Source organism: Streptomyces sp. SAT1, from assembly GCF_001654495.1.
Classification (GTDB): domain Bacteria; phylum Actinomycetota; class Actinomycetes; order Streptomycetales; family Streptomycetaceae; genus Streptomyces; species Streptomyces andamanensis.
This window is the reverse complement of the sequence record NZ_CP015849.1, coordinates 7,014,011-7,036,903: the sequence shown is the minus strand read 5'-3', so window position 1 is coordinate 7,036,903 and position 22,893 is coordinate 7,014,011. Positions and strand designations below refer to the sequence as shown.

Genomic DNA, 22,893 nt, shown 5'->3' with positions numbered 1-22,893 from the left:
CTACTCCTTCGCGGGGCCGGTGCCGCCCGCGACCGGATCGGCGGTACGTCCGGTGATCTGCAGGCGCTCCTCCGCCGTGGCGGGCACCTCGACCCGTTCGCCGTAGTACCAGGTGCTCAGAGCGGCCCGCAGCCGCTGCCGCAGCGGGGCGCCGGGCCCGGGGCGCTCCAGCGGCAGCGGAATCTCCCTGACCAGCAGCCGGTGGCGGAGCCGCGCTTCGAGGCCACGGCGGGTCTCGGACATGCCGCCGGGCAGCGCCTGGAACACCTCGCCGGTCTCCTCGCCCTCCTCCAGCAGCTCCCTCTCGTGCCGTTGCAGCGCCAGGCAGACGCGCCGGGTGAGCAGGAAGGCGAGCACCGGGGCCAGGAAGAACGCCGCGCGGAAGATCCAGGTGAGGCCGTTGACGGAGACCTGGAAGGTGGTGGCGATCACGTCGTTGCCGCCCGCCAGCAGCAGGACGGCGTACCAGACGACGGCGGCGACGCCGAGCCCGGTGCGCACCGGGCGGTCGCGGGGCCGGTCGCACAGATGGTGCTCGACCAGGTCGCCGGTGATCCACCGCTCGAAGAAGGGATAGCCGTAGAGCACCAGGAACAGCAGGCCGGGCAGCACCACGGCGGGCAGCAGCACGTTCCACATGACGGTGTGGCCCGCGACGTTCCACTCCACACCGGGCATCAGCCGGAGCGCGCCCTCCAGGAAGCCGACGTACCAGTCCGGCTGGGCATCGGTGGACACCTGGTCGGGGACGTACGGGCCGAAGGCCCAGATGGGGTTGATCTGGGCGAGGCCCCCCAGCACGGCGAGGACGCCGAAGACCACCAGCGACAGCCCGGCCGACTTGCCGACGAAGGCCGGGAACATGGGCTGTCCGACCACGTTGCGGTTGGTGCGGCCGGGCGCGGACCACTGGGTGTGCTTCAGGTACACCACCAGGATCAGGTGCAGCGCGATCAGGGCGATCAGCAGCCCCGGCACGAACAGGACGTGCACGATGTACAGCCTGCGGACGATGGCCGTCCCGGGGAACGGCCCGTCCCAGGCGAAGTACGCGAGGTACGTCCCGACCACCGGCACGGACTGCACGATGGAGTTCGCGGTGCGCAGCCCCGTGCCGGACAGCAGGTCGTCGGGGAGTGAGTAGCCGCAGAACCCCTCCAGAAGGGCCAGCAGGAACAGGGTCACACCCACGCACCAGTTGATCTCGCGGGGTCTGCGGAAGGCCCCGGTGAAGAAGATCCGCAGCAGATGCACCCCGACGGCCGCCACGAAGACCAGCGCGGCCCAGTGGTGCATCTGGCGCATCAGGAGCCCGCCGCGCACCCCGAAGCTCAGGTCGAGCGTGGACTCGTACGCCTTGGAGACCAGCAGGCCGCGCAGCGGACCGTACGAGCCCTGGTAGGGCACCTCGGCCATGCTCGGGTCGAAGAAGAGCGTCAGGAAGCTTCCCGTGAGGACCAGCACGGCGAAGCTGTACAGGGCGATCTCGCCCAGGAGGAAGCTCCAGTGGTCGGGGAACGCCTTGCGCAGCACCTGCCCGGCCAGTTCCGAGACCGGTGCCCGCCGGTCGGCGGCGACGTACGTACGGAACGCGGTCTGCCGCGCCCTCGCCTCGATCCGTGCCCCGCGCCGCCTCAGCACGCCCGCGTCACACTCCTTCATGTCACGTGGTGCTTCCCTCTGTGGTGCCTCAATCTTGGGTGTGCGCCGCGTACGCGTCGCGCAGGCGTGCCGGGGGCACCCCCATTGCCACACGAGGAGCAGCGGTGGACCGTCGCAGCGGCATCGTCGAGGAACTGACGCGGGACCACGCTCGCGTCCAGCACCTGTTCGACCGCATCCGGGCCGCCCCGCCGGGCAGCCCCGAGCGGACGGCCCTGGTGGAGCGGGCCGCCGCGGAGCTGGTCCGCAACGGGGTCGCCGAGAAGGCGCACCTGTACCCGGCGGTGCGCCGGTTCCTGCCGGACGGCGAGCGCCGGGCCGCGCACGGTCTGCGCCGGCTGCGCGAGACCGAGGAACTGCTGGTCCGGCTGGCGGCGGCGCACGGCGAGGACGCCACGCGTCTGCTGGTCGCGCTGGTCACCCAGGTGGGCGAGCGGTTCGTCGAGGAGCAGCAGGAGCTGTTCCCGCGGTTGCAGGCCCTGTGCCCCGCCGAGGTGCTGCGGGACCTCGGGACGCGGGCGCGGGCCGCCGCCGCGTCCGCGCCGACCCGGCCCCGGCCCGCCGCCCCGGACGCGGCGCCCCTGGTGAAGGTCACCGCCCGGGTGTGGGGGCCGCTGGACCGCCTTCGGGACCTGGCCACGCGCCGTGGCCGGCCCTGACGTTCCCGTGCCGCGGCGTCCCCGGACCCTGGGCGGGCGGCGCCGGGTGGGGCCGGGCGGACGCCCGCGCGTTGCGGGCGGGCGTCCTCGCGTGCAGAGTGGCGCTCGTGAAGCGCCACGTGCCGCGGGTCCGGCAGGCGGTGCTCGATCTGGAGCACCGGCTCGGCGCGTACGTCCTGGTCCGGCGCGGTCGCGACATCGAGCTGATGCACCGGGCCATGGGGTTCGCCACCCTGTCCCTGGTCACCCTGGCGCCGCTGCTCATCGTGGTGGCCGCCGCCGATCCGCTGGGCGAGGGCGGCTTCGCGTCGTGGCTGGTGGACGGCATGGGCCTGTCGGGCCGCTCCGCCCATGTGCTCACCGACATCATCACCCCGCCGGTCAAGGTGATCGGCACCACGAGCGTGTGGGGCGGTGTCCTGCTCGCGGTGTTCGGGGTGTCGTTCGCCGGCAGCGTCCAGAACGGCTACGAACGTGTCTGGGGGCTGCCGCCCGGCCCGTGGCACCGGGTGTGGCGGCAGGTCACCTGGCTGGCGGTGCTGACCGCGTACCTCTACCAGGAGGTGCTGAACGGCCACCAGTTCCACGGCCTGCCCCGGATCGCGGTGTCCGCGACGACGGGCGTGCTGTTCTTCTGGTGGGGCCAGCACTTCCTGCTGGGCGGCCAGCTGCACTGGCGGACCCTGCTGCCGGGCGCGCTCGCCACCATGGTGGGCCTGGGCGGCCTGCGTGTCTTCTCCTACCTGGTCTTCACCCCGCTGATCGTCGACAACGCGATCAGCTACGGCACCGTCGGGATCGTGCTGGTGGTGGAGTCCTGGCTCACCGGGGTCGGCTTCGTCGTCTACGGGGGCGCGATGTTCGGCCGCTGGTTCTGCGACCACCACTGGACGCCCCGGCACGAGCCGGGCCACGGCCGGCACGTCTGGCGGCGCGTACGGCGGGACACCCCGTGAGCGCCGGACCGTCCCGGACGCCTGTCCGGTCCCGCGCGGACGCCGGGGCACGCAGGGCCCCCGACGAGGTCCGGGCCGGCCGCCGATGAGCGCCCTGACCATCGTGCTCGCCCTGTTCGCGGCGCTGTCCAACGCCTCCGCCTCGGTGCTCCAGCGCCGGGCCGCGACGGACGAGGCCCCGGGCGGCTCCGGGATCCGGCAGTCGGCGCGCTGGCTCGGCCGGGTGCTGCGGCGCCCCTACTGGCTGGCGGGTGCCGCGCTGCTGGGCCTGTCCACCATCCTCCAGGCGGCGGCGCTGGCCGTGGGCAGTCTGTCGCTGGTCCAGCCGCTCATGGCCAGTGAGCTGCTGTTCACGCTGGCCGTGGGCAGTGTCGTCTTCCGCAGCCGCCCGGACTGGCGTACCTGGCTGGCGTTCGCCGCGCTGGCGGTGGGCCTCTCCCTCTTTCTCGGCGCGGCCTCCCCCTCGGAGGGCCGGCCGACCGCCGAACCGCGTCTGTGGCTGCTGGTGGGCCCCGCGGTGCTCGCGCTGGTGGCCGTGTTCACGGCGGCCTCCCGCCTGGTGCGGGGCGCCCCGCGGGCCGGACTGCTGGGTCTGGCGTCCGCGGTGTCCTTCGCCGGCACCGCCGCGCTGCTCAAGGAGGTCATGGGGCGGCTCGGACAGGGCGTGCCCGCGGTGCTGGCCTCGTGGCCGCCGTACGCCACCCTCGTCGTCGGCGTGCTCAGCTTCCTGCTGCTCCAGAGCGCGTTCCGGGCCGGGAGCCTCACCGCGTCCCAGCCCGCGCTGACCCTCGGTGACGCCCTGACCAGCGTGGTCCTGGGCTGGGTGCTCTTCGAGGAGTACATCGGGCTGGGAGTGCGGGTGCTGCCCGAGGCGATCGGTGTCGCCCTGATCGGCGCGGGCAGCGTGGGTCTTGCGCGGGCCACGGCCGCCGACGGCGGCTGGGACAGCCCGCCCGGCGACGGCTCCCGCGAGGGTCCCGGCCCCGCCCCCTGACGGCGGGGCAGGAGCCGGGACCGGGGCCGGAGCCGGGACCGGGGCCGGGCCGCACTCCTGGCGCGGCCCGGCTCGCCGGCCCGCCGGTCGGCCCCGCCGGTCAGGCCAGATGCGCCTCCAGGGCCGCCCGGACGCCGGACTCGACGGCGCCCTCGATCCAGGACGGCTTGACCGAGGTGTGGTCCCCGGCGAAGCGCAGCGGGCCCTCGGGGGCGCGGATGTGTCCGAGCAGTTCGGTGTGCTGGCCGGGCAGCAGCACCGACGCCTCGCCGTACGCGTACGGATCGCGCAGCCAGCTCTGGGTGCGGCCGGCACCGGTGTAGAACACCTCCAGGCGCTGCCCGTAGACCTGCTGGAGACCGCGCAGGGCGAACGGGTAGCGGGCCTCGTCCTCGAAGGAGTCCCAGCGCGAGGCGTCGTCGGCCCAGCTGTAGGAGGCCAGCACGACGCCGCCCTTGCTGCCGGGCACCGGGTGCGAGGGGTTGATCATGAAGCGGTTGGAGTTGTCGGAGACGGACCCGCCGCCGACGATGTGCGCGGCCTCCGGCTGGTCGCGGCCCGCCCAGCGGGCGGCGGCGTAGTGGGCGCGCTGCGCCGCGCTGATGTGGCCGCGCGGCACCGAGGGGTGCGCGCCGAGCAGACTGCCGTCGGCGGGCGCCTTCCCACCGCGGTAGTCGTCGTACAGCCCGGCCCGGACGGCGTCGAGTTCGCGTTTCCAGTCGGCCTCGGTGAACTCCCACCAGCGGCGGCTGAACTCCAGCAGCACCTTGGTCGCGCTGTCGTAGTGCAGTTCGGCGACGGCCCGGCGCTTGCCGTACGACATCAGGGGGCTGACCTGCACCTGCCGCAGCCCGGAGAACGGCACGGTGACGACGGCGAGATCACCGGTGAACTGCTCGCGCACCACCTTGCCGCCGCGCCCCTCCGAGACGGTGTCGATCCACACATGGGGTCCGTCCCGGCGCACGTGCGAGGTGTCCCCGCCGTCGGCGCCCTGCTGCCGGGTGCCGTCCCAGTACTCGATGTGCGTGGCCCGCCGGTCGCGGTGCAGCACGTCGGACACCTGGCGCAGCAGCGCGTCCGGCAGCGTCGCGGTGCCGCCGGTCAGCTCCCAGAAGGCGGTGTCCGGGCTGATCAGGGACTGGCTGATGAAACTGTGGATGAAGGAGAGCGGCAGCCGTGAGGTCAGGTTCTCCAGGGTGCCGACCAGGTCCAGGGTGCGCTCGTCGAACCCGGCCTGCTCGGTCAGGAACCGGTACATCGACCAGTCCCCGTAGCGCTGGACGACACGCGCCCAGCCCTGCACCCGCTCGGGCAGGGGCTTGTCAACGCGCTTGCCGTCCTCGCCGACCGTGCTGAACTCGTCGCGCACGGGGTCGAGGGCGGCGGCGAGGATCGCCGAGGACGGGGTGTCCCAGTGCTTGCGCGGGACGCCGAAGGACTGGTTGACGCGGCGCGGCGACTTCGCGTACTCGGAGCGGCGGACGCGGACGCCGTTGACGTGCAGCCAGGCGTGGTTGACGGGTTTGCCGGAGCCGTCGACGTCCAGGAGATGGAACGGCCGCTTCTTGAGGCCGAGCTGGTCGATCAGGCGCATCACCAGCGGATGGCTGCCGGGGATGCGCATCGCCCCGGCCTCCGCGTACTGCTTCGGATCGGCGAACGGCTGCGGGGCCTGCTCGTGACCGCCGGTGCGGAAGGTCTTGATCCGTCCGCCGACCCGGTTGCCGTTGGCCTCGATCAGCGTCACCTGGTGTCCGGCGCGCTTGAGCAGCCAGGCGGCGACGAGGCCGGCCGGACCGGCGCCCACGACGAGGATCTTCTTGGCCGCCCCCGAACGGGCGCGGGGCAGCCCGGAGCCGAGGATCTTCTCGTACTGCGGGACGAGGGGCTTGTCGTGGTCGTCGACGACCAGCAGCGCGCGGGCGACGGCGAGGCAGGTGTCCCAGTCGGCGGTGGAGCGGGCCGTGGCGGGGGCCTGTCCGGGACCGGCGGGGACCGCCGGAGCCGCCGGGGGTGCCAGGGGGGCCGCGCCGGCGGGCTCGGCGGTGCCCAGCCCGAGGGCCGCTGCGCCGGCCGCTGTGCCGGCCGCGGTGGTGAACAGCCGCCGGGACAGAGGCGGTTGGCTGGCTGTGGTGCGGAGTTCATGCATACGTCCTGGATAGGGCCCGAGCGGGGCCCCCGGACCGGGGATGATCAACCGTCACCTGAACGGGTGAGCGCGGGGAGCGAACCGCCTTAATGCGCTGCGCACGCGCCGGTGCGGATGCTTCCGCACGCCCCCGCATTCCGGGGAGCACCCGCCCCCTCTTCAGGTATCGGACGGCGCCTCAGGTACCGGACGGCGCCTCGGCCTCCGGTGGGCCGGATTCCGGCGCGGCCGCCGCCGGAGTGTCCTCGGTCAGGGTCACCGCCAGGCCGCCCGCGCAGCGCGCCACCACGTTGTAGAGGAAGGTGCACAGCGCGGTGAAGGCGGTGACGAACACGATCGTGACGATCGCCAGTACCGCCAGTCCCTCGGCCGGGGGCCAGGGGTCCTGGCCCAGCAGCCGCAGCAGGATCCACACCGGCGGCATGGTGACGGCCGCGCACACGATCAGGCCCAGGGAGAGCAGGAAGCCCGCCACCATGAGCGTCCAGGGCTCGGCGGTGTCCAGGCGCATCCGCCCGCTGAGGGGCAGGGGGGCCGGGGCGGGTTCGCTGAGGGCGGGGGCGGAATCGGGAGCGGGGGCGGGATCCGGAGCGGGGGCGGGATCCGGAGCGGGGGCGGGATCCGGGGCGGGGGCAGAGGGGGAGGCCGGTTCTGTGGGAGGGGCGGGTGCGGGTGAGGTCGCGGGGGGCGTGCCCTCGCCCTTGCCGCCGTCCGCGCCGGTGCCCGTGTCCGTGCCCGCGCCCGCAGCGGTGTCCTCTTTCGCGTCCGCGTTTGCGTCCGTGCCCGTGCCCGTGTCCGTGTCCGTGGTCGTCTCGGCGGCGTCCACGGTCTTTTCGGCGGCGGCCTGCTCCTTCGGTGGCGCGGGGCGCCCCGCGCGGCCGGCTCGGCTCCTGGCACGTCCGGTTCGGCTGGCCCGGCCCATGGCTGTCTCCTCTTCGGGTGCAGATGCTCCGGACGACGTCCGAGCCGTGCGAAACCCCCTTGGTCAGGCGGTCTCGACGCTATGCGCGGCGACGGCGGCCCGCACCCGCGGTTCACCCGGTCGGAGGCCGCTGGAGCCTGTCGGCGGCTGTCGGCGGGTGTCGGTGATCCATCGGCGAAGTGTCGGCAGCGGCTGTCACTTTGAGTGAGCCGAGGGCCGGGCGCCCGGCTCGCCCCACCCTCCGCACACACCCCCACGCACAACGCCCCCCCCACACCGCAATCACCACCTGCCGCAAGGGAACCCGTCATGACCGCGCCGTACGGCTCCTCCACGCCTTCCGCCTCCCCTTCCGACGCCGCTCCGCCCTGGGACGTCGCCCGCCCGCCGCGCGCGGACGGCCGCCTCTTCCTGGTCACCGGGGGCAACGCGGGCATCGGCTACTTCGTCGTGGAGCAACTCGCCGCCTCGGGGGCCGAGGTGGTGCTCGGCAGCCGCGACCCGGCGCGCGCGCAGGCGGCCATGGCGTCCGTACGCGGCCGGGTGCCCGGTGCCCGGGTGCGCGCCGTGCGGATGGATCTCGCCGATCCGCTGTCCCTCCCGGCCGCCGTGGCGGAGCTGCGGACGGACCACCTGGACGCGGTGGTGCTCAACGCGGGGATCGCGCTGGACCACCCGCCGCGCCGGGAGTCGGCGGCCGGTCACGAGCTGATGTTCGCGACCAATCACCTCGGCCACTTCGCCCTCACCGCGCATCTGATGCCGCTGCTGGCCGCGGCGCCCGCCGGCCGGGTGGTGACGACGGGCAGCTTCGCGGCCCGGTCGGAGCGACTGGACCTGGCCGACCCTCAGTCCCTGCGCGACTACCGGCCCAAGCGCACCTACGGCCGGTCCAAGCTGGCGCAGATGTCCTTCGCCCTGGAACTCGACCGGCGGCTGCGCGCCGTGGGCAGTCCGGTGTCGAGCCTGGTCGCGCATCCTGGGGGCGCCCTGGACTCGCTCACCCCCTCGCGCCCGCTGGTGCACACGCGTTCGGCCGGTGCACGGCTGCTCGGCCTGCCGGTCGGCGCCGTGCTCCAGGGCAAGGACGCGGGGGCCTGGCCGGCGGTGCGCGCGGTGCTCGACCCGGCGGCGCGCGGCGGGGACGTGTGGGGGCCGCGGGTGCTCGGGCTGCGCGGCCGGCCGCGCCGCGAGCCGGTCTGGCCGCACCTCGCCGACCGCGCCGAAGCCGCGCGCCTGTGGGACCTGAGCTGCGCCCTGACCGGAGTCGCCCCGGTGTGAGCCGGGGCGGCCCCGCCTCCCCTACACCTCGCGGTCCGGCCAGCCCATCAGGCGGGCGCCGATGACCGCCGTCTGGAGGGTGTAGCGGTGCATCGGGTCGGCGGGATCGGCGCCGGTCAGCTTGTGGATGCGTTCCAGGCGGTAGGTGAACGCCCGGACGCTGAGGCTCAGGCGGCGCGCCGCCTCGGCGGCCGTGCAGCCGGCGTCGAAGTACGCGGCGAGGGTGTCCAGCAGGGGCTGGGCGCCGCCGCGTGCGCCGCGCAGCGGGCCGAGCGTGTCGCGCACGAGGTCGGCCATGGCCTGCCGGTCGCGGGTCAGGACGGGGTAGACGAGGAGGTCCGCCGCGCGCAGCACCGGTTCCTGGAGGTCGAGGCGGTGGGCCAGATCGAGGGCGTTGAGGGCCTCCTCGTAGGAGTGGACGACTCCCCCGGCGCCGGGGTGCGGGCGGCCGATGGCGACCCGGCCGCCGTCGGTGGCGGCGTAGGCCTGCTTGGCGAAGAACGCCAGGACGTCGTCCTGGTCGCCGGGCGCGACACAGACGAGTCTGCCGTCCTTGGTGGTGAGCAGGACGCGGCGCTCGGCGAAGCGGGCGAGCAGCGAGGTCTCCACGTGCCGGGTGGCCGGGTGGGTGTCGTCGACGGGCTGTGCGCCCTGGGCGACGGCCACGGCGTGGGCGCGGGAGAAGAGCAGTCCGTAGCGTTCGGCGCGCTCCGCGAGCCGGCCGAGGTCGCTGCGCCCGTAGAGCAGGTCGTCGATGAACTCGCGGCGGGCGGCCTCCTCCTGGCGCATGGCGAGCTTCTGGGCGCGTTCGTGGCCCTCGGCGAAGGCGTCGACGGCCTGTTCGACGGCGGCGAGCACCTGGTCCACGCCTGCCGTGCGCAGGGTTGCGGAGACCGCCCGGGTCTCGGCCAGGTGCCGGCGGACCAGGCGGCGCAGTCCGTGTCCGTCCTCGGCCGCCCGCTCCCCCTGGGCCCGCAGGGACTCCAGTTCGTCCCGGGTGAGCCGGCGGCCGGTGACGCACACGTCGGCCAGGATCCGGGTGTACTCGGTCAGATAGTCGTCGGGCGCCTCTGGCCTCGTCACGGACCCTCCCCCTGCTTGTTCGGTCGCTCGCGTTTTCTTAACCCATGCCGAACGCCAGTGCCAAACTTCCGCACGCCAGCGCCAGGACCCGGCGTGCGGCGGCCCTCGCGACCGGGCGCGGACCTGCGGGCGCACCCCCTGAAAGAGCGAGATCCGGTCGGGTTAGCATATGAGCGCTGCCTAGCTCGAAAGAGAAACCTGTGACTGTCAACGACGACTCGTTCACCAACTGGAAGCACCGCGAGGAGATCGCGGAGTCGATGATCCCGATGATCGGGAAGCTGCACCGCGAGCGGGACGTCACCGTCCTGCTGCACAGCCGCTCCCTGGTGAACAAGTCGGTGGTGAGCATCCTCAAGACCCACCGGTTCGCCCGGCAGATCGCCGGCGCGGAGCTGTCGGTCACCGAGACGCTTCCCTTCCTCCAGGCGCTCACCGCGCTGGACCTCGGCCCGTCCCAGATCGACATCGGCATGCTGGCGGCGACGTACCGGGCCGACGACCGCGGTCTGTCCGTGGCCGAGTTCACCGCCGAGGCCGTCGCGGGCGCCGTCGGGACGGCCGGGGAGGCCCGCCGCGAGGGCCGCGACGTGGTCCTCTACGGTTTCGGCCGCATCGGCCGCCTGGTGGCCCGGCTGCTCATCGAGAAGGCCGGTTCGGGCAACGGGCTGCGGCTGCGCGCGATCGTCGTGCGCGGCGGCGGCGACCGGGACATCGTCAAGCGCGCCTCCCTGCTGCGCCGCGACTCCATCCACGGCCAGTTCCAGGGCACGATCACCGTCGACGAGGAGAACAGCACCATCCTCGCCAACGGCAACGCGATCAAGGTGATCTACGCCGACGACCCCTCGGCGGTGGACTACACGGCGTACGGCATCAAGGACGCCGTCCTGATCGACAACACGGGCAAGTGGCGGGACCGCGAGGGCCTGTCCGAGCATCTGCGCCCCGGCATCGAGAAGGTCGTCCTGACCGCGCCCGGCAAGGGCGACGTGCCCAACATCGTGCACGGCGTCAACCACGACACCATCAAGCCGGACGAGCGGATCCTGTCCTGCGCCTCGTGCACCACCAACGCGATCGTCCCGCCGCTGAAGGCGATGGACGACGAGTTCGGCGTGGCGCGCGGCCATGTGGAGACCGTCCACTCCTTCACCAACGACCAGAACCTGCTGGACAACTACCACAAGTCCGAGCGCCGCGGCCGGTCCGCGCCGCTCAACATGGTCATCACCGAGACGGGTGCCGCCTCCGCCGTGGCCAAGGCGCTGCCGGACCTGCGCGCGCGGATCACCGGCAGCTCGATCCGGGTGCCGGTGCCGGACGTGTCGATCGCCATCCTCAACCTCCAGCTGCGCCGCGAGACCACCCGCGAGGAGGTCCTCGACCATCTGCGCGAGGTCTCGCTGACCTCGCCGCTCAAGCGCCAGATCGACTTCATCAGCGCCCCCGACGCGGTCTCCAGCGACTTCATCGGCTCGCGCCACGCCTCGATCGTCGACGCGGGCGCCACCAAGGTCGAGGGCGACAACGCCATCCTCTACCTGTGGTACGACAACGAGTTCGGCTACTCCTGCCAGGTCGTGCGGGTCGTCCAGCACGTCTCCGGCGTCGAGTACCCGACCTACCCGGCGCCCGCCGTCTGACCTCGGTGCCGGACCCGTCGTACGCCCCGGCCTCCCGCGCGCGGGGTGCCGGGGCGCCGTCGTCCGGAGTCGCGCACCCACCCGGTGGGCGGCCCCGGACGGTGTGTGAGACTGCGGCCATGATCCGTACCGCGACCCCCGCCGACGTGCCCGTCATCCACACGATGATCCGCGATCTGGCCGAGTACGAGAAGGCCCTCGACGAGGTGCGCGCCACCCCGGAGCAGCTGGCCGAGGCCCTGTTCGGCGAGCGGCCGGCGGCCTTCGCCCATCTCGCCGAGGACGCGGACGGCGAGGTGGTGGGCTTCGCCCTGTGGTTCCTCAACTTCTCCACCTGGCGCGGGGTGCACGGCATCTACCTGGAGGATCTGTACGTCCGGCCGCAGGCACGCGGCGGCGGCCACGGCAAGGCCCTGCTGACCGAGCTGGCGCGGCTGTGCGTGGAGCGCGGCTACGAGCGCCTGGAGTGGTCGGTCCTGAACTGGAACCGTCCGTCGATCGACTTCTACGAGTCCCTGGGCGCCCGCCCGCAGGACGAGTGGACGGTGTACCGGCTGACGGACGAGGCACTGGCCGCGCTGGGCGCTCCGGCGTAGCGGAGCCCGCTCCCGCCCCCGTGCGCGCGGCGGGCGCCGCGTCCGTCCCGGCGGCCTGACCCTGATCCGCGAGGTCTGCGACGGGGCCGGCACCGCGCCGCACCTGCGCAGCGCGCTCAGCACCGACGAGGGCGGGCGCGGTCTGTTCCTGGTCGCCCAGATCGCGCCGCGCTGGGGCACCCGGTACACCGGTGGCGGCAGGACGATCTGGGCGGAGCAGCCGCTGCCCGGCGGGGGCGGGTGAGCACACCCCCGCCGGGCGGGAGCCGGACGGTCAGCGCTCCTCGCGGAACACGACGTGCCGGGCGGCGACCGGGTCGTACTTGCGCAGGGTGAGCCGGTCGGGGTCGTTGAGCCGGTTCTTGCGCGTCACATAGGTGGCGCCGGTCCCGGCGGTGGACTTCAGCCGGACGACGGGGCGCACGGTGGTGCGTGCCATGGATCCTCCTTTCGGCCGCATCCCCGGATTGATCCAGACATGCCAGCCAGGGACGTCAACAGGGCGGACGGCCGCGGCATTCCCGGCGCACGGCGGAGGCCAAGAAAGGGTTCTGATCGGACATATCGGTCGCCCGGCGGGTGAGCGCAGTGCTAGAACTGGGAGCATGATCGGACGTTCCCGCCGGTCCCGCTCGAAGGCGGCAGCGCCGCGCGACGGCCGGCGGTCCGCTGATCCGTCCCGGCGTCCGGGGCCGCGCCGCCCGCCCGGACGCCGCCTTCCGTCGCCCTGGGGGCCGGGCACGCTGGCGGCGCAGGTCTTCCTGCTCCAGGTCATCGTCGTCCTGGTGCTGGTCGCCGCGGCGGCCGCCGCGCTCGTCCTCCAGGGGCGCTACGACGGCGACAACGACGCCCGCAAGCGCTCGCTGGCCGCCGCCGAGGCGTTCGCGCACGCGCCGGGCACCGCCCTCGCCTTCGCGGCCCCGGACCCCACGAAGCTGCTCCAGACCCCCGTGATGCAGGCGCAGGCCGGCGCGGGCATCGACTTCATCTCCGTGCTGAACACCAAGGGGGTGCGGCTGGCCGACACCGAGCCGCGGCTGATCGGGACGAAGGCGCAGGACCTCGGCCGGGCCGTGGCGGGCGAGACCTTCACCGACACCTTCCACGGCAAACCGGCCGACGCCGTGCGCGCGGTGGTGCCCGTGATGGACGCGAGCCGGCGGGTGGTCGGGGTGGTCACCGCCGGGATCCAGGTCGAGAACGTGGGGTATCTGCTGGACCAGCAGGTGCCCATGGTGCTGGGTTCGGCCGCGCTCGCCCTCGCCCTCGCCACCGCGGGCACCGCCCTGGTCACCAGACGGCTGCGGCGCCAGACCCACGGCCTCGGACCGGCCGAGATGACCCGGATGTACGAGCACCACGACGCGGTGCTGCACGCGGTGCGCGAGGGCGTGCTGATCGTCGGCGCCGACGGCCGGCTGCTGCTGGCCAACGACGAGGCGCGCCGGCTGCTCCTGCTGCCGCCGGACGCCGACCAGCGGCATGTCACGGAACTGGGGCTGGCCCCCGACCTGACCCGGATCCTGGTGGCGGGCGAGGTGGTCTCCGACGAGGTGTGCCCGGCCGGTGACCGGCTGCTGGCCGTCAACACCCGGCGCACCGCCCCGTACGGGGACGCTCCCGGCCTGGTGGCGAGCTTCCGCGACACCACGGAGCTGCGCGCCCTGTCCGGCCGCGCGGAGACGGCCCGCGGCCGGCTGACCCTGCTGTACGAGGCCGGGGTGCGCATCGGCACCACCCTGGACGTACAGCGGACCGCGGAGGAACTGGCCGAGGTGGCGGTGGACCGGCTGGCCGACGTGGTCACCGTGGAGTTGCTGGAGGCCGTGCTGCACGGCGAGGAGCCGACCGGAGCCGTGCACCGGATGCGCCGCACCGCGCTGCGCGGTTCGCGCCATCCGCTCCAGCCCGTGGGCGATCTGATCCAGTTCGTGGTGGCCGACACGCCCATGGTGGCGGCGCTGCGCCAGGGCCGGGCCGTCCTGGTGCCGGACCTGCGGGCGGCCGAGGACTGGCGGGCCCAGGACCCGGAGGGCGCGGGCCGGGTGCTGGACTCTGGCATCCACTCGCTGATCGCGGTGCCGCTGCGGGCGCGGGGCGTGGTGCTCGGCATGGTCAACTTCTGGCGGGGGGCCGGCTCGCCGCGGTTCGACGAGGAGGACGTCGCGGTCGCCGAGGAGCTGGGGGCGCGGGCGGCGGTCGCCATCGACAACGCGCGCCGCTACTCCCGCGAGCACGCGATGGCGGTGACGCTCCAGCGCAGCCTGCTGCCCCGGGACCTGCCCGAGCAGGACGCCCTGGAGGTGGCCTGGCGCTACCGTCCGGCGCAGTCGGGCGTGGGCGGCGACTGGTTCGACGTGATACCCCTGCCGGGCTTCCGGACGGCGCTGGTGGTCGGCGACGTCGTCGGGCACGGGCTGCACGCCGCGGTGACCATGGGGCGGCTGCGCACGGCGGTGCTGAACTTCTCCTCGCTCGACCTGCCGCCGGACGAACTGCTCGGGCATCTGGACGAGATGGTGGCCCGGCTCGACACTCCGCCCGACGGCCCGGACGACGGCGAGGGCTCGCTGGTCACCGGGGCCACCTGCCTGTACGTCATCTACGACCCGGTGGGCGGGCACTGCACCTTCTCCCGGGCCGGGCATGTCGCGCCCGCCGTGGTGGACCCGGTGGGCCGGGTGACCTTCCCCGACCTGCCGCTGTCGCCGCCGCTGGGCGTGGGCGGGCATCCGTTCGAGTCCGGTGAGCTGACGCTGCCGGAGGGCAGCCGCCTGGTGCTGTTCACCGACGGGCTGATCGAGGACCGGCGGCGCGACATCGACGAGGGCCTCTCCCTGCTCGCCGCCGCGGTCGCGCACCCGGACCAGAGCCCGGAGGAGACCTGCCGGGCCCTCATGGAGACGATGCTGCCGGAGCACCCCAGCGACGACGTGGCGCTGCTGGTGGCCCGCGCCCGGCTGCTGGACCCGTCCTATGTCGCCGTCTGGGACGTGCCGTTCGACGTGAGCGCGGTCTCGCGGGTGCGCACGCAGGTCAGCGGGCGGCTGGCCGACTGGGAGCTGGAGGACTCCGCGTTCGCCACCGAGCTGATCCTGAGCGAGCTGCTGACCAACGCGATCCGCTACGGCGCTCCCCCGGTGCGGGTCAGGATGCTGCTGGGCCGCACCCTGGTCTGCGAGGTCTCGGACGGCAGCAACACCTCCCCGCGGCTGCGCCGGGCGGCCACGACCGACGAGGGGGGCCGGGGGCTCTTCCTGGTCTCGCAGTTCGCGGACCGCTGGGGCACGCGCTATGTGGCCGACGGCAAGGTGATCTGGGCGGAGCAGAGCCTGGGCCGCGCCCCGGAGCCGGACCCGGCCGCGCTGATCGACCAGTTGGCCTGGTGAGGGGCGGCGCCGGCCGGCGGGCGGGGAGCCACGTACGCAGGGCACCTTATTAGAAGCCGAGTAAGTTACTGAACCGTAACCTGCCGCCTGCTACCCGCGGTAACAGCACGTGGGTACGGTCTCCTTCCGTCACACCCCCACCCGCGTGCCCGGCCTCACCCCAGGAGGTTCCCCATGCCCGCGTCCAGACGGCTGCTCGCCGCGGCGGTCGCCGCTGCCGCCGCCTCGTGCCTCGCGGCCCAGGCCCTGCCCGCCGCGGCGGCCACCGGTCCCGCCCCCGTGGTGTCCCGGGGCGTCACCGTCCCGGAGTTCTACGACCCGCCCGCCGAACTCCCCGCCGCCGACGGCACCCTGGTCCGCACCGAGCCGCTGCCGCTCGCGCTGAGCCTGCCCAGCCTGCACGGCCCGCTGCCGGGCCGCGCCACCCGCCTGATGTACAAGTCGACCGACGCCAACGGCGCGCCCGTGGCCGTCACCGGCGCCTACATCGAGCCCACCGCCCGCTGGAAGGGCGGCGGCCCGCGCCCGCTCGTCGTCGTCGCCCCGGGCACCATGGGCCAGGGCGACCAGTGCGCGGCCTCACTGGGCCTGGAGCACCCGCTGGCGTTCAACGGCGAGACGGTGTCGATCGGTTACGAGGACCTGTCCGTCTACCGGCTGCTGGCCCAGGGCACCGCGGTCGTCGTCACCGACTACGTCGGCCTGGGCGCCACGGACCGGCTGCACACCTACGTCAACCGGATCGACGGGGCGCACGCCGTCCTGGACGCCGCACGGGCCGCGCGCACGGTTGCGGGCGCCTCGGTGACCGCGGACTCGCGGGTCGGCCTGTTCGGCTACAGCCAGGGCGGCGGCGCGACCGCCGCGGCCGCCGAACTCCAGCCCTCCTACGCCCCGGACGTCGCCCTCGCCGGCACCTACTCCGGCGCGCCGCCCGCGAACCTGACCGAGGTCACCAAGGGCATCGACGGCAGCGAACTGGCCGGCGCCCTCGGCTGGTCCCTCAACGGCTTCCTCCAGACCGACCCGGAGCTGCGGCCGATCGCCGAGGCCCACCTCAACTCCGCGGGCAAGGCGGCCCTTGAGGACCTGTCGACCATGTGCGTGGGCGACGCGATCCTGCACTACGGCTACGCCAAGAGCACCAAGTGGACGACCGACGGGCAGTCGCTGAGCGCCATCATCGGCGCCGATCCCGTTCTCCAGGGCTTCCTGGACACCCAGCGCATCGGCCGGCTCAAGCCCGCCGGGCCCGTCCGGGTGGCCACCGGTGTCAGCGACAACCTGGTGCCGCACGGCCAGGCACGGCAACTCGCCGTCGACTGGTGCCGCAAGGGCGCCGACGTCACCTACGCGCCGGTCGTCCTCCCGAACGTCGTCAGCCCCCTGCTCAACCACTTCGGCCCGCTGCTCACCGACCAGGGCACCGCCGTGTCCTGGCTCACCGACCGCCTGGAGGGCAGGGCGGCCCCGTCCAACTGCTTCACGATGCCCCTGCAGCCCTGAACCCCGCACACCACGGACCGGGCCGCCCCGCCACCACCGGCGGGGCGGCCCGGCGCGTCGGGGCACCCGGACCTCAGAGGGCGTTCCGGCTCCTGCGGCGCAGCGCGAAGTACGTCCCGGTGGCGCCCACGGCCAGCAGCGCGCCCGCGCCGAGACCGACCGGCAGGGCCGGGAAGGCGGCGGCGCCGCTGGTCGCGGCGGCGTTCTCGAACGCCGCGCCGGCCGTGATGGCGGCGGCCTTCGGCGCCACCGCGCGGACCGGCCCGACCGACCTGACCGAACCGTCCCGGTTCAGCAGCACCTGCCGGTTGTTGGGGTGCTTGAAGTCGAACATGCCCGCGAGCGAGCCCGCCGTCGCGTCGAAGGAGTGGTCTCCGATGCGCCCGGTGTGCCAGTTGTCCTCGATGAACCGGATGATCGACGCCTGGTCGGTCTGGGTGTGGTCGACCTGGTTGACCTTGCTGTACGGGGAGACGACCAGCAGCGGCTGGCGGGTGCCGGGGCCGCACCGGTCCAGGTAGCCGCCGGCCGCCGGGGGCCCGGCCTGGCAGGCGGGGCTGTCGGTGGCCTTGCCGTTGGAGCCGGCCGAGGTGTCCGTGGAGCCGTTGCGCACCGGGGCGTAGGCGTGGTCGTACCAGCCGTCGGAGTCGTCGTAGGCGATGACGACGGCGGTGGAGCGCCACTGCGGGGAGCGCTGGATCGCGTTGATCTGGTCGACCAGGAAGTGCTGTTCGTCGAGCGGGTCGGAGTATCCGGCGTGCCCGTCCTGGTAGGAGGGCGCCTTGACGAAGCTGACGGCCGGGAGGCGGCCCGCCGTCAGCGCGGCGGAGAGGTCGGTCAGGTCGTAGTTGTGGTTGGCCCGTCCGTCGTGGCCGATCTCGGCGACGTTCTCCGGCGGCAGGTGGTGCGGGTTGGCCGTCGTCCGGTAGTACGCGAACGGGTTGTGGTGCGGGCTGTAGTCGACGACCTGGGCGCCGCCGACGTTGGCGTGCGCGGTGTCGCAGCGGGCGTACTCGCCCTGCTCGCCGCTCCAGGCGGTGGACGGGCGGAAGCCGCCCTGGAACCAGCCCCAGCTGATGTCCGCGCGGTTGAGCAGGTCGCCGATGTTGCGGCCCTTCATCACGGCGAGCGCGGCGCTGGAGGTGTGGTTCTTGCCGGAGCAGTCGTCGAAGGCCGGGTCCGGGTCGTTGATCATCGTGCCCACGCCGTGCGCGTCGGGCGACTTGACCACGGACGGGTCGGGCGTGGCCGTCTGCTTCGGGTGCTCGGTGCCGGAGGCCGGGTCGACGGAGACGATGCCGTGCGTCTGCCCGGAGGCCAGGTTGATGGCGCCGGGTGTGGAGGGGCCGTAGTTCGAGCCGAAGGAACGGTCGCTGAGCGCGTAGTGCTGGGCGTAGTTCCACATCGCGGTGACGGTGTTGCCGTCGTAGTAGTCCATGACGAGGCCGGGCACGCCGAACAGGCCGCCGCTGCACTTGTCGACCTCGGTGTTCTGCACGAACCGGTCGGCCCTGCCGCCGTTGTACGCGTACTGCTCGGGGCCGTAGGAGTGGTTCTGGTCGCAGGTGACGGCCTGGCCGGGGCCGAGCCGCTTGGGCGTGTACTGATTGGGGTTGTGCTCCAGCAGCCCGGCGTGCGCCAGGGTGTCGATGTCCTTCGGGGTCCTGCGCGACGCGGTGAACTTGGTGCCGTCGGTGTTCGCGGCCCGCGGATAGGTGGCGAAGTAGTGGTCGAAGGAGATGTTCTCGTCGAAGAGGACGACGACGTGCTCGATCGGTGTGGCGGTGAGCCGGTGCCCGTCGGGCGCGGCGGGCGCGGCCAGGCCGGGGGCGGCGCCGCCCAGCACGGTCAGCGCGGCGGCGCCGGCGAGCGCCCCCAGGTTCCGCATCGTTGCTCGTCTTCCCCTGCTGGCCATGTGAGTTCACCCTCCGGGCAGGATCGTGGCCGCGGCGTACGGACCGGGCTGCTCCGCCGCGCGGGCGGCGCGACGAAGCAGCCATGATGACGCGGGAGGGGGCACCGGGTCAGGCAAGCCGAGCCCATTCTTGACCGGGTATTGACCGAACGGCGGAGCGAAACCGTCGCCGGGGAGCGAGTGTTCTCAGGTGAGCAGCGCGCGTCCGTACCAGTCCCGTTCGTCGCGTACGCCGGGCAGGACGTAGAAGTAGCCGCCGCCGAACGGTGAGATGTAGTCGGTCAGCGGTTCGCCCTCCAGGCGCTTCTGCACGGTCTCGAACTGGCGGGCGAGATCGCGCTGGTAGCAGCAGAAGAGCAGGCCCATGTCGAGGTTGCCGTTGCGGTCCGTGCCGAGGTCGTAGTTGTGGGCGCGGCGCAGGATGCGCTGGTCCTCGGTCTCGGCGGTGCGCGGGTTGGCGCGGCGGATGTGGGCGTCCAGCGGGATCACGTCGCCCTTGGGGTCGTCCGCGTAGTGGGGCGTGTCGTCCTCGAAGTCGCCGTCCAGGGGCGCGCCGGTCTCCCGGACCCGGCCGAACATGCGTTCCTGCTCGGTGAGGGCGACCCGGTCCCAGAACTCCACCAGCATGCGGATCAGCCGGACGACCTGGTAGCTGCCGCCGGTCGCCCACGGCGGTTCGCCCGCGTCCCGGCCGACCCACACCAGGCGGTCCATCTGGCGGGCGTCGCCGGCGTCCGGGTTGGCCGTGCCGTCCTTGAAGCCCATCAGGTTGCGCGGGGTGCCGGAGGGGCGGGGCGGGCTCGCGAAGCCGTCCAGCCGCCAGCGCACCTGCATCGCGCCGCGGGTGTGGCGGGCGATGTCGCGCAGCGCGTGCAGGACGGTGTCCGTCTCGTCGGCGTGCAGCTGGAGGCTGAGGTCGCCGTGGCACCAGTCGGGCCTGAGGTCGTCGTCCGGGAAGGACGGCATGGCGGTCAGCCGGCGCGGACGAGCGGCGGCGAGCCCGAAGCGGTCGTCGAAGAGCGAGGCGCCGACGCCGAGGGTCACGGCCAGCGCGCCAGGGGGCAGCGAGCCGCCGAGGACCCCGGAGTCCGCGGGCGGCGCGGTGATCCCGGCCGGCGGGGGTGTGCCGCCGGTGGTGAGGAAGCGGGCCCGGTCGGTCAGGGTGCGCATCAGGTCGGCCAGCTCCGCCCGGCCGTCGGCGGTGACGTCGAGGGCCGCGAACACGGTGGAGCGGCGCGGGGCCGCCGGCACGGCCCACTGGTGCGGGCCGTGGAACGGCACGGCGGGCGCGCTGTTCCACGGCCCCGCGCCGAGAGCCGGTCCGGCGCCGCGGGCCGCGCCGCCCGAGGCGAGTCCGGCACCGGCCAGTGCCGCACCCCGCAAAAAGCGGCGCCGTCCCACCCTCTCGCGCGCTCCCCCGCCGTCCGCCTCCCGTGCCGGCCGCCCGGCTCCCGCGGCCCGGTCCGTGTGCTCCCCGCGCCTCATGAGGTCCTCCGCGGGTCGCACAGGGTGGCCACGGACGCCAGCCGTTCGACCAGGTCGCCCAGCACGGCGTCGGCCCGCTCCCGCTGCGGGCGGGTGAGCCGGTCCAGCGGGGTCCACCGGTTCCCGTGCCGGAAGCCGTCGAGGAGGTTCGCGGCCCGGTCCATGCCCCGGTCCAGCTCGCCGAGCGCGGCGTGGCGGGAGGCGAGCAGCGGACGCAGCCGGGACAGGACCGCGCGGGTGCCGTCCAGGTTGGCGCGGGCGGTGGCGAGGTTGGTGCCGCTGCCGTAGTCGGTGCGGCCGGTCAGCTCGAACTGCACGGTGTTCTCCAGGATCTCGTGGGCGCGCAGCCCGAGCTGGGCCGGGTCCATCCGGGCCTGTGCCCAGCCGTCGCGCAGTGCGGTGACCTCCCGCACCAGGGCGGCGGCCGGGGCCCGCAGGGTGCGCGCGCCCTCGCCGTGCCACAGGCCGTACTCGATCCGGTGGAAGCCGCCGAAGGACGGGTCGTGGACGCCGCCGGGCAGGCCCGCGTCGGTGCCGTTGATCCGTCCGTCGGCGTCGCCGAAGGCGTCGTAGGCCGCTCCGAGCCGCTCGTACTGCTCGTGCGCGGGCAGCCAGGCGGTGCGGGCCGCCGCGAGGTCGCCGCGGTCGACGGCGTCCCGCAGTCGCCCGGTCAGCCGTACGGTCTCCTCCAGTGCGCCCGCGATCCACTTCTGGTAGTCGAGCGCCGGCGGGATCAGGTCGTGCTGGGTGACGGGGGCCGCGGCCGGGCCGCCGCGCCCGCTCGCCACGCGGACCGTGGGCCCGGTGACCGCGTCGGCGTCCTCCAGCAGGCAGCGGAACGCGTAGGAGCCCTTGCCGACGCGCACGGTCAGGGTCCGGGTGGTGCCCGGACCGATGCCCTCGACCTCGCCGTACACGGCGTGGCTGCGCGGGTCCTCCAGATATGCCTCGGCGGCCCGGTCGGAGGTGTTGCGCAGCGCGAAGACCTGGACGCCGGGCACCGGTTCGTCCCAGCCGCGCCCGCAGCCGCCCGAGGACACCTCGACGGTGGTGTGCGGCGGCCCGGCGTCCGCGGCCCGCCCGGCGCGCGGACCGCGGGCGTACGCCCAGGCCCCCGCGAGCGCCAGGACGAGCCCGACCACGACAAGGCCGACGAGGCCGACGAGGCCGGGGCCCGCGCCGATCGCGGTCCCGGGCCGGTCCCGCCGCGCTCCGGAGCCGGGCAGTCGCATGGCGGTCCCTCCCCAGGACAAGTCCGTGTGATCGCCTCATGCTAGGCAACGGCGGCCGCTCGGGCAGGCGTCCGGGGAAATGGGTGGCCGACGTGTTCCCCCGGCATTCCCGAGGTGCGGGGGCGTGCGGGCGCGGTGCAGGGTGGAAGGCGTGAGTGCCTGGCAGGGACGCTTCATGGGCCGCGCGCAGCCGCGGCGGTGGCGTCATGCGCTGCTGCTGACCGCCGTCGTGCTCGTCGGGCTGATCACCGTGTTCGACATCGTGACCCCGTCCGACATCGTCCTCGGTCCGCTGCTGGTGATCGCGCCCGCGATCACCGCGTGGACCGAGGGCCCGTGGACGACCGGCTGCGTGGGGGCGCTGGCCGTGGCGGCGCAGGCGTTCATCGGCTGGCGCTCCGACCTCCTGCTGTCCCGCAACCTGCTGGTGCAGGTGGTGGCGCTCGCGCTGCTCTCCGTGCTGATCGTGGCCCTGTGCCTGGTGCGCGACCGGCGGCGGCGCGAACTGGCGCAGGTGCGCTCGGTGGCCGAGGCCGCCCAGCGGGTCCTGCTGTGGCCGCTGCCGCAGCGGCTGGGCCCGGTGCGGCTCGCCTCGCTCTATCTGGCCGCGGAGGACGAGGCGTCGATCGGGGGCGACCTGTACGCGGCGGCCCGCACCGGCGGCGGGGCCCGCCTGATGATCGGTGATGTGCGCGGCAAGGGCCTGCCGGCGATCGGGGAGGCGGCGCTGCTGCTCGGCGCCTTCCGCGAGGCCGCCCACCAGCACACCGCCCTGCCCTCGCTCGCCGCCTCCCTGGAGCGCAGCGTCACCCGCTATCTCGCCGACTTCGAACCGGAGGAGGAGTCCGGGGAGCGGTTCGTGACCGCTCTGCTGCTGGAGGTGCCCGACGACGATCCGGTCGTACGGATGACCAGCTGCGGGCATGTGGCGCCGCTGCTGCTCGGTCCGGACGGCCGGGTGACCGTCCCCGACCTGAGCCCCGCTCCCCCGCTCGGGGTCGGACTGACCGCTCCCGGCGGTTCCACCGTGGACGTGCTGCCCTTCGGGCCGGGCGACACCCTGCTCCTCTACACCGACGGGGTGGTCGAGGCGCGCGACCGCCGGGGCGTCTTCTACCCGCTGGCGGAACGCTCCGCGCAGTGGGCCGGGAGCGCCCCGCAGGCGCTGCTCGACCATGTCCGGCGCGATCTGATCGCGCACACCGGGGGTCGGCTCGGCGACGACGTGGCGATGATCGCGGTCCGCCGCCAAGGCGCCTCACAGGGCGGCGCGGACGCTCCCGGTGGACGGAAGTGACCGTCCGGAACGGACAATCGGACCCGGGCTTTCCAATTTGATCACCAAAGCTCGTATAGTGACCGACAGTTGAGCAGCACGTGTCACCTGTCACCAGCCAGGGCCTGTTCCAGGACCC

The 22,893-nt window shown here is 74.0% G+C and carries 17 protein-coding genes and 1 pseudogene; 10 read left to right on the top strand and 8 right to left on the bottom strand.

The window, feature by feature from the left end; genetic code table 11:
* Positions 1-1,662 carry a cytochrome bc1 complex cytochrome b subunit gene (qcrB, locus tag A8713_RS30010; protein WP_064536867.1) on the bottom strand — a complete coding sequence of 554 codons (1,662 nt, stop codon included), beginning with the start codon at positions 1,660-1,662 and terminating at the stop codon, positions 1-3.
* Between the two features lie 104 nt (positions 1,663-1,766).
* On the opposite strand from qcrB, the gene A8713_RS30005 reads away from it, so the two are divergent.
* From A8713_RS30005 to A8713_RS29995, 3 genes are all read left to right on the top strand, one after another.
* The gene (locus A8713_RS30005) at positions 1,767-2,321 is read left to right on the top strand and encodes a hemerythrin domain-containing protein (protein ID WP_064536866.1); all 555 of its coding nucleotides are present in this window, start codon (positions 1,767-1,769) and stop codon (positions 2,319-2,321) included.
* Between the two features lie 107 nt (positions 2,322-2,428).
* On the top strand, positions 2,429-3,277 hold the full coding sequence (locus A8713_RS30000; protein WP_382851519.1) for a ribonuclease BN: 849 nt from the start codon (positions 2,429-2,431) through the stop codon (positions 3,275-3,277).
* 85 nt (positions 3,278-3,362) lie between these two features.
* Positions 3,363-4,271 (top strand): DMT family transporter, encoded by a 909-nt coding sequence (locus A8713_RS29995; protein ID WP_064536865.1) that lies wholly within the window; start codon positions 3,363-3,365, stop codon positions 4,269-4,271.
* A gap of 100 nt (positions 4,272-4,371) precedes the next feature.
* On the opposite strand, the gene A8713_RS29990 is transcribed toward A8713_RS29995, so the two are convergent.
* Both A8713_RS29990 and A8713_RS33685 read right to left on the bottom strand, forming a co-directional pair.
* Complete coding sequence (locus A8713_RS29990) at positions 4,372-6,423, bottom strand: flavin monoamine oxidase family protein (RefSeq protein WP_064536864.1); 2,052 nt, start codon at positions 6,421-6,423, stop codon at positions 4,372-4,374.
* A 178-nt stretch (positions 6,424-6,601) separates the two neighbouring features.
* The gene (locus tag A8713_RS33685) at positions 6,602-6,934 is read right to left on the bottom strand and encodes a DUF3566 domain-containing protein (RefSeq protein WP_159393133.1); all 333 of its coding nucleotides are present in this window, start codon (positions 6,932-6,934) and stop codon (positions 6,602-6,604) included.
* 720 nt (positions 6,935-7,654) lie between these two features.
* Between A8713_RS33685 and A8713_RS29980 the strand changes: the two genes are divergently transcribed.
* On the top strand, positions 7,655-8,626 hold the full coding sequence (locus tag A8713_RS29980; RefSeq protein WP_064536862.1) for an SDR family NAD(P)-dependent oxidoreductase: 972 nt from the start codon (positions 7,655-7,657) through the stop codon (positions 8,624-8,626).
* A 21-nt stretch (positions 8,627-8,647) separates the two neighbouring features.
* Here A8713_RS29980 and A8713_RS29975 read toward each other — a convergent pair whose 3' ends face one another.
* Positions 8,648-9,709: a PucR family transcriptional regulator gene (locus A8713_RS29975; protein ID WP_064536861.1), complete on the bottom strand. Its 1,062-nt coding sequence runs from the start codon at positions 9,707-9,709 to the stop codon at positions 8,648-8,650.
* Positions 9,710-9,909: 200 nt separating this feature from the next.
* On the opposite strand from A8713_RS29975, the gene A8713_RS29970 reads away from it, so the two are divergent.
* The 3 genes and pseudogenes from A8713_RS29970 to A8713_RS34505 all read left to right on the top strand — a co-directional run.
* The gene (locus tag A8713_RS29970) at positions 9,910-11,355 is read left to right on the top strand and encodes a glyceraldehyde-3-phosphate dehydrogenase (RefSeq protein ID WP_064536860.1); all 1,446 of its coding nucleotides are present in this window, start codon (positions 9,910-9,912) and stop codon (positions 11,353-11,355) included.
* A gap of 119 nt (positions 11,356-11,474) precedes the next feature.
* Positions 11,475-11,951 (top strand): GNAT family N-acetyltransferase, encoded by a 477-nt coding sequence (locus A8713_RS29965; protein WP_064536859.1) that lies wholly within the window; start codon positions 11,475-11,477, stop codon positions 11,949-11,951.
* A 58-nt stretch (positions 11,952-12,009) separates the two neighbouring features.
* A pseudogene (locus A8713_RS34505) lies at positions 12,010-12,195 on the top strand (ATP-binding protein); the annotation flags it as partial.
* 30 nt (positions 12,196-12,225) lie between these two features.
* Here the strand turns inward: A8713_RS34505 and rpmG are convergent.
* A complete protein-coding gene (rpmG, locus tag A8713_RS29960; RefSeq protein ID WP_018569900.1) occupies positions 12,226-12,390 on the bottom strand; it encodes a 50S ribosomal protein L33 in 165 nt (54 codons plus the stop codon).
* A 166-nt stretch (positions 12,391-12,556) separates the two neighbouring features.
* Here rpmG and A8713_RS29955 point away from each other — a divergent pair, with 166 nt between their 5' ends.
* Positions 12,557-15,340: a SpoIIE family protein phosphatase gene (locus A8713_RS29955; RefSeq protein ID WP_237305492.1), complete on the top strand. Its 2,784-nt coding sequence runs from the start codon at positions 12,557-12,559 to the stop codon at positions 15,338-15,340.
* A 174-nt stretch (positions 15,341-15,514) separates the two neighbouring features.
* On the top strand, positions 15,515-16,846 hold the full coding sequence (locus A8713_RS29950) for a lipase family protein (RefSeq protein ID WP_064536858.1): 1,332 nt from the start codon (positions 15,515-15,517) through the stop codon (positions 16,844-16,846).
* Between the two features lie 73 nt (positions 16,847-16,919).
* Here A8713_RS29950 and A8713_RS29945 read toward each other — a convergent pair whose 3' ends face one another.
* The 3 genes from A8713_RS29945 to A8713_RS29935 all read right to left on the bottom strand — a co-directional run bounded on the left by A8713_RS29945 (position 16,920) and on the right by A8713_RS29935 (position 21,478).
* Entirely contained in the window at positions 16,920-18,734 is a 1,815-nt protein-coding gene (locus A8713_RS29945; RefSeq protein WP_237305491.1) for a phospholipase C, read from the bottom strand.
* 213 nt (positions 18,735-18,947) lie between these two features.
* Positions 18,948-20,246 carry an iron uptake transporter deferrochelatase/peroxidase subunit gene (gene efeB, locus A8713_RS29940; RefSeq protein ID WP_237305490.1) on the bottom strand — a complete coding sequence of 433 codons (1,299 nt, stop codon included), beginning with the start codon at positions 20,244-20,246 and terminating at the stop codon, positions 18,948-18,950.
* On the bottom strand, positions 20,243-21,478 hold the full coding sequence (locus A8713_RS29935; RefSeq protein ID WP_064536856.1) for an EfeM/EfeO family lipoprotein: 1,236 nt from the start codon (positions 21,476-21,478) through the stop codon (positions 20,243-20,245). Before A8713_RS29935 ends, efeB begins: the two co-directional genes overlap by 4 nt.
* 175 nt (positions 21,479-21,653) lie before the next feature.
* Between A8713_RS29935 and A8713_RS29930 the strand changes: the two genes are divergently transcribed.
* A complete protein-coding gene (locus A8713_RS29930) occupies positions 21,654-22,775 on the top strand; it encodes a PP2C family protein-serine/threonine phosphatase (protein ID WP_064536855.1) in 1,122 nt (373 codons plus the stop codon).
* Positions 22,776-22,893: the final 118 nt, after the last annotated feature.

Excerpts from the sequence above, each read along its gene's own strand:
- qcrB (WP_064536867.1), bottom strand. The coding sequence starts at position 1,662 with ATGAAGGAGTGTGACGCGGGCGTGCTGAGGCGGCGCGGGGCACGGATC.
- A8713_RS29995 (WP_064536865.1), top strand. The coding sequence starts at position 3,363 with ATGAGCGCCCTGACCATCGTGCTCGCCCTGTTCGCGGCGCTGTCCAAC.
- A8713_RS29990 (WP_064536864.1), bottom strand. The coding sequence starts at position 6,423 with ATGCATGAACTCCGCACCACAGCCAGCCAACCGCCTCTGTCCCGGCGG.
- A8713_RS33685 (WP_159393133.1), bottom strand. The coding sequence starts at position 6,934 with ATGCGCCTGGACACCGCCGAGCCCTGGACGCTCATGGTGGCGGGCTTC.
- A8713_RS29980 (WP_064536862.1), top strand. The coding sequence starts at position 7,655 with ATGACCGCGCCGTACGGCTCCTCCACGCCTTCCGCCTCCCCTTCCGAC.
- A8713_RS29965 (WP_064536859.1), top strand. The coding sequence starts at position 11,475 with ATGATCCGTACCGCGACCCCCGCCGACGTGCCCGTCATCCACACGATG.
- rpmG (WP_018569900.1), bottom strand. The coding sequence starts at position 12,390 with ATGGCACGCACCACCGTGCGCCCCGTCGTCCGGCTGAAGTCCACCGCC.
- A8713_RS29955 (WP_237305492.1), top strand. The coding sequence starts at position 12,557 with ATGATCGGACGTTCCCGCCGGTCCCGCTCGAAGGCGGCAGCGCCGCGC.
- A8713_RS29950 (WP_064536858.1), top strand. The coding sequence starts at position 15,515 with ATGCCCGCGTCCAGACGGCTGCTCGCCGCGGCGGTCGCCGCTGCCGCC.
- A8713_RS29945 (WP_237305491.1), bottom strand. The coding sequence starts at position 18,734 with ATGCGGAACCTGGGGGCGCTCGCCGGCGCCGCCGCGCTGACCGTGCTG.
- efeB (WP_237305490.1), bottom strand. The coding sequence starts at position 20,246 with ATGAGGCGCGGGGAGCACACGGACCGGGCCGCGGGAGCCGGGCGGCCG.
- A8713_RS29935 (WP_064536856.1), bottom strand. The coding sequence starts at position 21,478 with ATGCGACTGCCCGGCTCCGGAGCGCGGCGGGACCGGCCCGGGACCGCG.
- A8713_RS29930 (WP_064536855.1), top strand. The coding sequence starts at position 21,654 with ATGGGCCGCGCGCAGCCGCGGCGGTGGCGTCATGCGCTGCTGCTGACC.